Source organism: Paraglaciecola psychrophila 170, from assembly GCF_000347635.1.
GTDB lineage: Bacteria > Pseudomonadota > Gammaproteobacteria > Enterobacterales > Alteromonadaceae > Paraglaciecola > Paraglaciecola psychrophila.
This window is the reverse complement of sequence record NC_020514.1, coordinates 3,810,692-3,823,583: the sequence shown is the minus strand read 5'-3', so window position 1 is coordinate 3,823,583 and position 12,892 is coordinate 3,810,692. Positions and strand designations below refer to the sequence as shown.

Annotated in this window: 10 protein-coding genes; 6 read left to right on the top strand and 4 right to left on the bottom strand. The window is 39.9% G+C overall.

All coding sequences use genetic code 11. The annotated features are described in order from the left end of the window. Nucleotides 1-113: 113 nt before the first annotated feature. On the bottom strand, nt 114-542 hold the full coding sequence (locus tag C427_RS16735; RefSeq protein ID WP_226991029.1) for an NIPSNAP family protein: 429 nt from the start codon (nt 540-542) through the stop codon (nt 114-116). 178 nt (nt 543-720) lie between these two features. Between C427_RS16735 and C427_RS16730 the strand changes: the two genes are divergently transcribed. Beyond that, nucleotides 721-1,122 (top strand): NUDIX hydrolase, encoded by a 402-nt coding sequence (locus tag C427_RS16730; protein ID WP_007634544.1) that lies wholly within the window; start codon nt 721-723, stop codon nt 1,120-1,122. Between the two features lie 239 nt (nt 1,123-1,361). Here C427_RS16730 and C427_RS16725 read toward each other — a convergent pair whose 3' ends face one another. Further along, nucleotides 1,362-2,852, bottom strand: coding sequence for a S10 family peptidase (locus C427_RS16725; protein ID WP_007634548.1), 1,491 nt, complete (start codon nt 2,850-2,852; stop codon nt 1,362-1,364). A gap of 239 nt (nt 2,853-3,091) precedes the next feature. Next, on the bottom strand, nt 3,092-3,784 hold the full coding sequence (locus tag C427_RS16720; protein ID WP_007634550.1) for a DUF4097 family beta strand repeat-containing protein: 693 nt from the start codon (nt 3,782-3,784) through the stop codon (nt 3,092-3,094). Between the two features lie 314 nt (nt 3,785-4,098). On the opposite strand from C427_RS16720, the gene C427_RS16715 reads away from it, so the two are divergent. From C427_RS16715 to C427_RS16700, 4 genes are read left to right on the top strand one after another with little or no spacing between them, the layout of a single operon-like run. Further along, on the top strand, nt 4,099-4,926 hold the full coding sequence (locus C427_RS16715; RefSeq protein WP_007634552.1) for a phytanoyl-CoA dioxygenase family protein: 828 nt from the start codon (nt 4,099-4,101) through the stop codon (nt 4,924-4,926). Between the two features lie 54 nt (nt 4,927-4,980). Next, nucleotides 4,981-5,760: a class II aldolase/adducin family protein gene (locus C427_RS16710; RefSeq protein ID WP_007634554.1), complete on the top strand. Its 780-nt coding sequence runs from the start codon at nt 4,981-4,983 to the stop codon at nt 5,758-5,760. 55 nt (nt 5,761-5,815) lie between these two features. Beyond that, nucleotides 5,816-6,991, top strand: a complete 1,176-nt coding sequence (locus C427_RS16705; RefSeq protein ID WP_007634556.1) for a mandelate racemase/muconate lactonizing enzyme family protein — start codon at nt 5,816-5,818, stop codon at nt 6,989-6,991. Nucleotides 6,992-6,999: 8 nt separating this feature from the next. Beyond that, complete coding sequence (locus C427_RS16700) at nt 7,000-7,740, top strand: SDR family NAD(P)-dependent oxidoreductase (protein ID WP_007634557.1); 741 nt, start codon at nt 7,000-7,002, stop codon at nt 7,738-7,740. Nucleotides 7,741-7,839: 99 nt separating this feature from the next. Here C427_RS16700 and C427_RS16695 read toward each other — a convergent pair whose 3' ends face one another. Continuing rightward, the gene (locus tag C427_RS16695; protein ID WP_007634558.1) at nt 7,840-10,095 is read right to left on the bottom strand and encodes an acyl-CoA dehydrogenase; all 2,256 of its coding nucleotides are present in this window, start codon (nt 10,093-10,095) and stop codon (nt 7,840-7,842) included. Between the two features lie 456 nt (nt 10,096-10,551). On the opposite strand from C427_RS16695, the gene C427_RS16690 reads away from it, so the two are divergent. Then, the gene (locus tag C427_RS16690; protein ID WP_007634568.1) at nt 10,552-12,861 is read left to right on the top strand and encodes an efflux RND transporter permease subunit; all 2,310 of its coding nucleotides are present in this window, start codon (nt 10,552-10,554) and stop codon (nt 12,859-12,861) included. The last annotated feature ends 31 nt before the right edge of the window (nt 12,862-12,892 follow it).

Genomic DNA, 12,892 nt, shown 5'->3' with positions numbered 1-12,892 from the left:
GTCATTTTAAATAAATCAAACGAGAATAAAAGAATTATAGAGGCTTCTATTACAGATAATTGGCAGAACAAAATCTATTAGGTACCCATTAGCTCCTCCTTAGATTTGATTTTTTACTCGTTATATAATTTAGGAGAGAAATCCGTGGTTTGCATAAATACTACATCAATACTGTCTACCAAGGCGCCGTTTTTAATTGATGCTTGGTAAGCCTTTACCCATGTTGGATCAGCAATAAAAGTTTGCCATTTCTGTTTAGCGTCTTGTTCGCTGTCATGCTCCAGAATATAGATTAAAGTATTAGTAGATCTTGGCTCTTTAGTGGGGATCCAGTAGGCTACTACTTTCATGTCGAGACGTTCAAAAATACTGTGAGTATGCTCGCGAAACCGTGTTTGCAATTCTGCTAGTTTGCCTTCGTTGCTATGGTAAGTGCGCATCTCATAGACTTTTTGCGCGCTGCTAGCTTGCATACTCGTTGCTATTATCAACATGGATAGTAGTAACTTCACTGCTACAACAAATCGGTATGTATTTAACATGGTTGGGAAGACCTTTTGTATTTTAAAATAGTAAAAAATTATTTATTTTGGATGAAGGCTAAACAAATTACAAGTATGAGTAGGGCAAATTCGTAGTTATGCACTTCGTGCGTTTAAAATATTGAGTTTTCAAATTAAAATGCTCCGCTAATACAAAGTTTTCTCTAGGTATGCATTCATGCAACTTCTAAAAACTGCTTTTCACCCCGATGTGGCTGCTGCGGATATTTCTGCTGCTAGTGAGCTTAGACTCATTGAGCGTCATGCAGCACGAGCGATAGACATGAAAGGCGATGATATCTTGTTGATATATACCGAGCGTTATTACGTTTACAGTTTGCCTGGCGGTGGCATTGACGATCGTGAGGATGAAGTGGCCGGTTTAAAACGTGTGTTACAGGAAGAAACTGGGGCTCAGGGCATACGCAATGTAAAAGCCTTTGCTCGTTATGACGATTATCGTCCTTGGTATAAACCTGATGCGGATATTATTCATATGATCTCGTATTGTTATGTGTGTAAGGTTGATGAGAAGTTGTGCGACAGTGCCTTCGAGTCCATGAAGTTAATAATGGCATGAGACCGCTGTGGGTGAATATTCATGAAGCGATTGCCCACAATGAAGAAGTGATGGCGAGCAGCAATAAAAAAGCCCTTTCGATTTAAAGGGAAACCTATTTGCTAAGGCAGATAGTCGCTAAGCCGCTAGACGTTAGCGAATTGACTTAGAATTTTAAGGCTAGGGTTTTTTACATGGGTATCTTACCAAAATTAAGTAAACACCCCGCAATCTATGAGATACGGGGATCTATGTTAATTTTATTTTGTTTGTTGGAGTATGAATGCACGGGTGTCTCTGAGTAAATCTACTCTAGCGGTCTCGTTTACATACATCGCATGGCCACCGTGATAATACTGATATTGGATTTGCTCTGCCTTAATTCCATGACGGTTCAATGTATATTCAGCATCAAAAAAAGGCGTCACTAAATCATAATAACCCGAGGCAACTAACACTTTAAGTGCTGGGTTAATACGTAAAGCCTTTGATAAATCATGGGCTGTATTGACATAGGTTGGCTCCCAAGCTGTATTTATTGGCGCAGTTCTCCAACTCCATTGATCAGATAATTCATCATCTGCAGGTGCTAAATAAGTGCGATCCCAATCCACTCCTAAATCACTGCGAATATAGCTCATCAGAGCCGAATTAAATGCGGGTGAAATAGCCACACCTGCGTCATGATCTGGCGTGGCTTTTAAATTGTCAACTTCATCAATCGTATAACGAGCATCTAACAATCCTATGGATAACCCTTTATCCCGTAACAGCTCTTTTGCAAAGTGAAATCCTTGTATGCGTAATTGGGCCCTATCTATGTACGAAGGTGTTAGCCCTGTAAAATGGGCTAATCTATCGCGAATATGATTATGCGTTGCTGTGTCAATGGTATTGCCTTTGAATAATGCAGGCATTAACTCATCAGTTGCAAATGCCCTTGCTTGTGAAAGAAAACTTTCTAAATTTTCAGGTTTCGGGTTGATTTTGCCATGATAAACCGCAGCTGCAGCCATAGTCGGTAAATAGGTAATATGGGCAATGATATTGTCTTTTACATAAGGAGATGAGCCTTGATAATCCAGGGCTTGAGAGATAAAAACAATACCGTTTAAGCTAATCGATAAATCCTTTTCCAAAATTTTTGCCACGGCTGCAGCGCGAGTCGTGCCGTAACTTTCGCCCAATAAAAAGCGCGGAGAATTCCAACGACCATTAGCCGTTATCCAGGTTCTGATGAATGCAGCCATCGAAGCTGCATCTTGTTGTAGCCCCCAGAATTCCTTGCTTTTATGTTCTCCCAATGCCCGAGAAAACCCAGTACCAACGGGATCAATAAATACTAGGTCTGAAACATCGAGTATGGACTCAGATGTATCTAATATAGGGTAAGGAGGTGTCCCTGGAAATTGTGCGTCACTAGGTACTTTGACTCTTTTAGGTCCAAAAGCCCCCATATGTAACCATGTTGACGCTGAACCTGGACCACCATTCCAAATAAAAGTGACGGGGCGAGCCTGTTGATTCTTTTCATTTTTGGTGTAGGCGAAGGTGAAAATACTGGCTGTTTCTTGGCCGTTTTTGTCCCTTAGATAGGTTTCACCAGCAGTCACTGTATAATTAATGTTTTGACCGTTGAAACGCCCTTTATGCTCGCTTACAAATTGTTGAGCTTCAGGTATAGGTTTTGTTTCTGGTTTCGTTTTGGCTTTATCTGTGGCATAAGTATTACCAATAAACAAAATATACATGCAAAGAAAGCCGCATGTAAAAGAACGTTTAAACTGCATGTTAATGAACTCAATGTAATTAATGAACATCCATATTAGCACATTGTTGCGAAACACTAGTTGTGAGTAAAAATAAACAGGTGTGTTACTCAAGAGTCTTTGGTGATAAGGGATTGGCGTTAAATATAATCAGAAGTGTGACAGCGAACGTGCTTGTTTAATTGTCAATTAAAAGCACGATCCGCCAATTATATTGTTGGTTATTGTTGTTCTTTGTAGCGACGTTCGACCTTTGCTAACAATGCTGGGTTTTCAATTTCTAAAATAACGACTTGGAGCAAAATTATGTTTCCTTTCACATCTGATGATGCATCAATCGTTAAAGTCGGCGGGTTATGTTCACGTGTTTTATCACTCCACCAACTGCTGTCATCTTGTGATTCAAACTCTATGTCACCTTCTACGACCGAACCTTGAAGTAAGGTGATACTGCCATTTTTGGTTTGAATATCATTACCGACGCTGGTTTTTGTTAATATGATATCTCCATTTACGGTAGTAACGTCCTGACCTACTCGTGAATTGGCGGCAAATATAATATTACCGTTGACGGTGCTTACGTCGCGTTTTACTGATAGATAGGTTTGGGCTTGAATATCTCCATTAACAGTCGATAAATTCTTAACCATTACGTTATTGCCTATTTCGATATTGCCATTGACGGCATTAGCATCACCAGCAATAACATTATCTTGCATTGTGATATTGCCATTGACCGATGAAAGGTCACCTACTTGTTTGTTTTCGGAAACATCAACGCCACCAAATACACTACTATAATCACTCTTATCGATGTCTTTATTGTCTTGACTGCCAACATGAATGATACAGCCTGATGTGCTTAGGGTTAATGCCGTTACTAGTGCCGCGGCTGTTAATTTAGAGAGTGTCATAGTTGCCCTTAGTGCGTAATAAGTTAATTGCTCTGGTTTTGGTTTCTGCTTAAAGCAGAACATGTGCCAAGTATGTAAGTATATGATAACCATAGTTATGTTTTTTTCTTAATGGTGAGTCACAAATAAACTGTAAAAAGTTAGTCAAAATAGCAAATTATTGGTGAGTTACCTTAGTTCTACTTAGTACTAATTAGCACTGAGTAAACATTTTGATAGATGTCTTAGGTACAAGTTACTTGAATTTTTGTTTTATATAAGCCATCTTGCTTGCCTAATTAGGATCCTATTTCTAAGTCGTTCGAGACACTTAAATGCTTACAACAGAACAAATAAAATCTTATCAACAAACAGGTTATTTAGTGCTCGAGCAGTACTTTTCTTCAGAGTCGATGAGTTTGTTAAAAAATGCTGCGAATGAAATAGTGGCTGACTTTGACCCAAATTCTACCCGAACTGTGTTTTCTACTGAAGATCATAGCAAAACCCGTGATGACTATTTTTTATCCTCTGGCGATAAAGTTAGGTGTTTTTTTGAAGAAGATGCGTTTAATGAAGAAGGTGCGCTTAATCAAGATAAGTCACTGAGTATAAATAAAATTGGCCATGCTTTGCATCAATTGGACCCAGTATTTAAAGAGTTTAGTCATAGCGATAAGATCACAGACATTGCGCTGGACTTAGGTTTAGCTAGGCCTCAAATTCACCAATCTATGTATATTTTTAAACAACCTAAAATTGGTGGTGTTATTCGTTGGCATCAAGACGCCAGCTACTTTTTTACGTCACCTATTTCTGTTATTACATTTTGGTTAGCGGTAGAAGATGCCTCGCTGCTAAATGGTTGCCTTCAGGTACAATCGGGCGGAGCTGCTATGCCATTAAAAGAACAGTTTTTGCGTTATCCTGATGACAGCACTGAGTTAAGAACCTTACATAATATGCCGTGGCCTGATGACGACAGTGCTAAACCTCTAGAAGTTAAGAAAGGCACGCTAGTGGTATTTAATGGATTGTTACCTCACTTCAGTGCGCCAAATCTATCTGACAAATCGCGACATGCCTTTACCTTACACATGACCTGTGCAAATACGGATTATGCCAAAGAAAATTGGCTGCAAGCTGAGCCAAGTCTGCTGTAGTATATACGTCAAATTTATTCGCTGATAAGTCTATTAGTCAAGACAATTAAATAAATGGAAGGTAAGGTGTTTGAACTCGAAAAATTCAGTATAAAAAACATGGTTTCGCAGCAGGAATGGCAAACGCGAGTCGATTTAGCTGCATGTTATAGGTTAGTGGCTGAGCATCGCTGGGGAGACCTTATTTATACCCATTTGTCGGCAAGAGTGCCGAATACCGAACATTATTTGGTGAATGCGTTTGGATTAATGTTTGACGAGGTAAGCGCTTCAAATCTGATCAAGGTTGATTTGCAGGGCAATATTTTAGACGGTTCACCCTATCAAATTAACCCTGCTGGTTTTACTATACACAGTGCCATTCATGAAGTAAGGCACGATGCACAATGTGTGATTCATTTACATACCAAAGCAACCATTAGTGTGGCAACAGTGCAAGGTGGATTAAAACCTTGGAGCCAATATGCGATGTTTTCGCTATCTTCGTTAAGTTATCACGGTTATGAAGGGTTAGCCGTGGATGATGCTGAAAAGTCTCGCTTACAAACTGACCTTGGACAGACCAATCATATGCTACTGCATAATCATGGTGGACTCACTTTAGGTGCGACGGTAGGCGATGCGTTTATGCGTTTTTATGACTTGCAAAGAGCCTGCGAAATTCAAATGGAGTTGATGCAAAGTGGTCAAACGGTTATTGAAATTCCACAATCTATTGTCGACGGTATCTATGGCCAGGCAAATATTGTGCATAGCGGCGAAACAGGTGGTCAAAAAGCTTGGCCTGCGATGCTTAGACGAGCTTACAAGCTTGACCCCACATTTTGTGAATAGTCTAATCTTTTGGGTTTCAACCGATATCTAATAAATTACAAAATAGGAAAAACACATGAAAATTAACCGTGTTGAAATTTTTGACATTGAGTGCCCTAAACGTGCTGGATGGAATCCAGTTTTTGTACGTATTCATACCGACGAGGGTATTTCAGGTGTAGGTGAAGCGGGATTGGCTTATGACTTAGGCCATAGCGCTGCTGCACATATGATTAAAGAGATTGCCGAAGCCATGTTAATTGGTTGGGATCCCTTTCAAACTGAAGCGTTGTGGAGCCGTATGTTGCGTGAAAGCTTCTGGGGCTTAGGCGGTGGACCGATTATATATGCAGCGATGAGCGCCATAGATACTGCATTATGGGACATTCGCGGCAAAGCTTTAGGTGTGCCTGTATATCAATTACTTGGCGGTAAGACCAACGAGAAACTTAGAACCTACGCGAGTCAACTCCAGTTTGACTGGGATAAAGAAGTCACCAGACTCAACGATCCTGTTGATTACGGCAAGGCAGCAGAAAAAGCGGTAGCAGAGGGGTACGACGCAGTAAAAGTCGATCCTATTGTTTATGATAAATATGGCGCGACTCATTTTGATCGGACCAAATTATTTACACAACCAGAACTGCGTTTATTTAAAGCCCGTTTGCAGGCTATCCGTGATGCTGTGGGTGACGACGTAGACATTATATTTGAATGTCATAGTTTACCGGGGGTTTCTACTGCTATTCAATTAGGTGAAATGGCTGAAGATATCGGCTGTTTGTTCTATGAAGAACCTGTCAATTATTTGAACTCCAAGCTTCATGATAAAGTGTCTAAACGAGTCAATGTTCCAATTGCGGGTGGTGAACGCTTATATAATCGTTGGGGAGTGCGTCCCTATCTGGAAGATCAATCTCTTGATGTATTGCAACCTGATATTGGTCTGTGTGGCGGTTTCACCGAGGCTAAAAAAGTCTGTGACTATGCAGATGTCTATGACGTAAGAATACAAGCCCATGTTTGTGGTGGCCCGGTTGCTACTGCCGCTAGTTTGCATCTTGAAACAGCCATTCCTAATTTCTTAATTCATGAGCATCACACCTATGCTATCAAAGATTGGAACAGAGAATTATGCATTCAAGATCCACAGCCGGTTAATGGTTTTTTTGAAGTAACTGAAGTGCCTGGACTGGGTATTGAGTTAAATGACAAAATTGTTTATCGCTCACCTAATATGGAAGTGAAATAAGGTTGTCTATGAAATTACAGGACAAAGTGGCTATTGTGACTGGTGGCTCTAGAGGTATTGGTGCGTGTGTTGCTCGAGAGTTTGCAGCGCAAGGTGCGAAGGTTGTAGTGAATTACCTTAATAGCCAAGAAAAAGCTGATGTCATTGTTGCTGATATTATTAAACAAGGTGGATTGGCGATAGCCGTTCAGGCAGATGTTAGTCAACAAAGTGGTATTGATACGTTAGTTGAGCAGGCATGCACGGCATTTGGCGGGGTTGATATTTTAGTCAATAATGCCGGATGGGCGACACTTGAACGCTTGCAGGATATCACCCTTGCTGACACTAAGAAACAGTTTGAACTAAACGTATTCGGACCAATATTTTTAACTCAAAAAGTATCAGCCATCATGCCAACTGGCAGTGTCATTATCAATATCAGCTCGATCGCTGCAAAAGGTGGGGCAGGGGGCAGCATCTACTCTGCTACCAAAGCTGCCATAAATACATTAACTAAGTGTTATGCGGCAGAGTTGGGTGACAAAGGTATTCGAGTTAATGCCATCGCACCTGGTGCAGTTGAAACCGATTTGTACATTGAGGCAGGTTTATTTAAACGTGAGGACGAGATTATTGGGCAAACCCCATTAAAACGACTAGGTCAACCTCAAGACATCGCTAGCTTGGCTTTATTTTTAGCTTCTGAAGATTCGTCTTGGATTACAGGTGAAGTGATTCAAATCAGCGGTGGAAGGTTTATGTCCTAACAACTCTTATAAATTTAAGTGGTTAAAGGTTTTATATTTAGAAACCGGAGTTGATATTTCAACTCCGGTTTTTGTTTTTAAATCACTCTGTCTTAGAGTTTACGCAGCGTTTGCCCTTGCTGTTTCTTTTTCGTCTACAAGCTCTAGATTGCTATCTAACAAATCCATATCAAAAGTAAACTCATCAACACGGATAGCTAACTTACGTTTTTCATTGTATTCGATAACTAACGCAACTTCCTGTGAAGTCAATTCACCGGCTTCTTGCAATTTACCAACGGCATGCTCAAAAGAAATGAAAGGCACTACAGGTGTCTTGCGCAAAGCTTTTTGAACCTTTTTGAGTTGTGGCATTACTGCATGTTTAGCCTTAAATGCTTGCTCGTTGATATCATTTCCATCCCCTGGGATAACTTTAACTAAATGCGTTAACTGTGCTTTGATGCTGGTGTCTTGCATAGAAGCTTCAGACAATTTACGTTTTAAGTCATCTGAAATACCTGTAACAGCAGTGGTGTATGTATTCGTTAATACACGCATTAAGCCGCGAACAGCCGTGTTTGGGAAATTCACAATAAACTCATTCAGTGCGGTTTCGCCTTTGTTTAAACACCATTGAATAGCATATTCAAAGTATGGCAATGCTTCTTTACGACTCTCAACGCGCTGTTCATAAAACCGGACGACAGCCATGGATGCGTACATGTAACTCATTACATCGCCAAGACGTGCAGATAACATTTCAGCCTTCTTCAAATCACCCGCTAGAACAAGTAGTGACAAATCAGCCATTGGTGCTAGTTTTGCAGAAAGAGCATTCATACGTTTTTCGTATTTACGCACTTCTGGTAATGCTGACTGAGCTCCACGTGTGAAGGGCAGGTAGCTTTTTGACAAACTACGGAAAGCATTTTTGACACTAAAAGCAACGGTTTTGCCTAATACTTTGTTAAATTTCGAATCGGCATCTTGCTCATTACTATGAATTAGCTCAACCATTTCTTTAAGATGTGGATGACAACGCATAGTGCCTTGGCCAAATATCATTAAGCTACGTGTCAGAATATTTGCGCCCTCAACAGTTATCGCGATAGGTAACGCGACATATGCGCTTGCTAATGTATTTTGAGGTCCACGTTGAATCGCTTTACCTGCTTGAATATCCATCGCAGTGTTGACCACATCACGGCCTAATTCTGTCATATGGTATTTAGCTATAGCGGTAACGACACCTGGGATAAGACCTTGATTTAACCCCTCAGTGGTTAACACTCGCATTGCTTCAAGTACAAATGTTTTACCGGCAATATCGGCCAACTCTTCTTGAATACCTTCGAAGCGACCAATGGGTACCCCAAATTGTTCACGAATAAAGGAATATTCAGCAGTAGACTTAAGCGCTGTTTGTGCTGAAGCTACGCCCATGGCTGGGAGTGAAATACCTCGACCAGCACCTAAACAAGCGACCAGCATCTGCCAACCACGGCCAATATTATTCTGTCCACCGATAACAAAATCCATTGGAATAAATACGTCTTGACCGCGGGTAGTACCGTTATAGAACTTTACGCCCATTGGATCGTGGCGATTACCTAATTCAACACCAGGGTGTGATTTAGGAATGAGTGCACATGTAATACCCAATTCAACCTTGTCGCCTAATAGACCATCTACATCAAATACTTTAAATGCCAAGCCTAATACCGTCGCTATGGGTGCCAGTGTAATGTAACGCTTGTCCCAAGAAACTTTCAGGCCAATGACTTCTTTACCTTCCCACATACCTTTGGTGACAATACCTGCGTCTGGAATAGCGCCTGCATCGGAACCTGCTTCTGGGCTAGTCAAGGCAAAACATGGAATGTCTGTTCCCACAGCTAGGCGAGGTAAATAATGGTTTTGTTGTTCAGGCGTTCCATAATGCATCAGCAACTCGCCCGGACCTAAAGAATTAGGCACCATAACGGTTACTGCTAATGCACCACTTTTGGCAGCTAATGTAGCTACTATGGTGGAGTTGGCATATGGAGAAAACTCCAAACCACCAAATCGTTTCGGTATAATTAAGGCAAAGAATTTATTCACAGAGATAAAGTCTAATATCTCTTTTGGAATATGGTTTTCGCTCTGCAGTGCGAAATCATCGATCATCGACAATACTTGTGTTACCGGGCCGTCTAAAAAGGCTTGTTCTTCAGCACTAAGCTTAGCAGTTGGTATGGTTCTCAATGCGTGCATGTCAGGTTTGCCCTGATAAATGGACGCTTCTAACCAAACATCACCCGCTTCTAAGGCTTCTTGCTCAGTAATTGAAATAGGAGGTAATACTTTTTTAAGACTTGTTCTAATACTCATTGTTTTCTCATCCGCTCATCTGACCAGTTGCAGTTTATAATACTAGTTTCCACAAAAAGATCAAAATTCTTTGGTATGTTTGTTAATAATCTACGTTTTAAAAACATCTCTGAAAGATGAAATGTAGATGTTTTTCAATGGTATAATTTATAAAAGCAAAATTTTTTTAGTGTTAAATAAACAATTGTTATTTAACTGAAATGGCACATTAAATTAATAATAATGCTGTTTATTTAATTTTATTGACTATAAATAAGCTCTTTGGGGCAGTAAAAATATACTAAAGATGTCCTGAAAATGGTCTTCAAATACAGTCTGTAATTTTAAAAAGATAATCTGTAATCACGTATTTTAGTAGAGAATCAGAGTATAAAATAGGTCCTACAACTACGCAGCCAAATTTTTGTCGATTAGTTCATACTTACAGCCAGTAAACTTTAACACTTGGAGAACTAAGTGAATAATTCTTGGTTAAACTTTTCAGTTAATCGTCCTAAGACGGTCATTATTATTGGATTTATGCTCATCATTGTGACTGCATTGGGTGCTAAAAATCTTTATTTTCGAGGCGATTACAAAGTTTTTTTTGAAGACTCAAATCCCCAATTAATGGCATTTGAGGAGATGCAACAGACGTTTAGTAAAAATGATGGCGCTAGTATTATTATTGCACCTAAATCAGGTAACGTTTTTACTTTGCAAACGCTGACTTTAGTTCATGAAATGACTGAAGAAGCAAAACAAACACCTTTATCTAATCGTGTTGATTCCCTTACTAACTTTCAGCATACATGGGCTGAAGACGACGACATGATCGTTGAAGATTTAGTCTACGACTTGGCTGATCTTGACCCAGAGAGATTTGCCTACATTCGAAATGTTGCTTTAAATGAACCTAATTTAGTCAATCAACTTATTTCCCCAAAGGGTGATGTCACGGTTATAAATGTTTCTGTTAATTTGCCTGACGGTGACTTAACGGCTGAAGTGAATAAGATCACCGCTTCGGTAAAAGCTTTAACCGACAAATATAAATTAAAATATCCCGAGCATGATTTTTATCATACCGGAGTAGTATTAATGAATTATTCGTTTGCCTCATTTGCTGAGCGCGACTTCACTACTATTGTGCCTTTCATGTTCCTTACCATAATTGTCATAATGTGGTTACTCTTAAAAACTGCTGTGGGAACATTTTCGACAGTTGTGGTGATTACCTCGAGTATCGCGGCAACGATGGGAATTGCAGGTTGGTTGGGGATGTTCATGAGCACTGCAACCGTTAATGTGCCAACTATGGTAATGACACTCGCAGTAGCTGATTGTATTCATGTGATATCCACTATGTTGTATGCGATGCGCCAAGGCAAAGATAAAAAGCAAGCACTAATCTACAGTCTTTCACTTAATAAAATTCCTATTTTCATCACCAGTGCCACCACAGGTGTTGGCTTTTTAACTCTTAATTTTGCAGCTGTGCCAATTTTAGCTGACCTGGGTAACTTAACAGCTGTTGGGGTTATTTTTGCGTGTGTTTTTTCGCTGACTATTTTACCCGCGCTGATAATGGTATTACCGATGAAACAGCTACCTAAACAATTATCTAACAGCAAGCTTGGGAATACTGAAAGATTTGGCGAATGGGTCATTGCGCATCACAAACGGATTCTGCCTTTTACTCTAGTGTTAACTGCTATAGCGATTGGGTTCTCATTCAAAAATGAGCTAAATGATGTTCCTACCGCTTATTTTGATAAAAGTACTGAATTTCGGCAATCTACAGATTTTCAACAAAAACATCTAAGTGGGATGATTAATCTAGACTTTTCGATTTTTACTAATGAAGATTCAGGAATAAATAAGCCACAAACGTTGCAACAAATTGAAGCATTTAGTCAGTGGCTTAGTGCACAGCCTGAGATAGATCACGTCTCTACTATTACTAATACTTTTAAACGTTTGAACAAAAATATGCATGGCGACGACCCTGACTATTATTTATTGCCAAATGATAGAGAACTGGCAGCCCAATATTTATTACTTTATGAAATGTCATTGCCTTATGGATTGGACTTAACAAATCAACTAGATATGAACAAGTCAGCAACGCGTGTTATGACAATGGTTAAAAACCTTGGTAGCAAAGAATTAACTGCGCTAGAAAGTAAAGCTCAACAATGGTTCTTAACTAATGCACCTAACTTGAAGTTAACTGTAGCAAGCCCTGGGCTAATGTTTGCGCATATTGGCGAAGCCAATATGGCGAGTATGTTAAAGGGCACCTTGGTTGCACTCATACTAATTTCTTGCCTTCTGGTATTTGCACTTAAGTCTTTCAAATTGGGAGTGATTAGCCTGCTACCCAATTTATTACCCGCTGGTATTGGCTTTGGCATTTGGGGTATTTACTCTGGAGAAGTTAATCTTGGTTTATCTGTGGTACTCAGCATGACACTGGGTATTATCGTAGATGATACGGTTCATTTTCTTAGCAAATATCGGCATGCTCGGATGGCTGGAAATGATGCTGAACAAAGTGTACGTTATGCGTTTGCCAGTGTGGGAAGGGCACTATGGATCACTACCTTAGTACTGGCCACTGGATTTTCAATACTGATGCTGTCACCATTCGCTTTAAACTCAGATATGGGCATGTTAACCAGTATTATTATAGTGGTTGCCTTAGCTGTAGATTTCTTGTTTTTACCACCATTTTTAATGGCCTTTGATAAAAAAAATACAAAGCAGGAGCTTATTCATGAATAGATACCACCTTTTATCAGTGACAAAAGTAGTC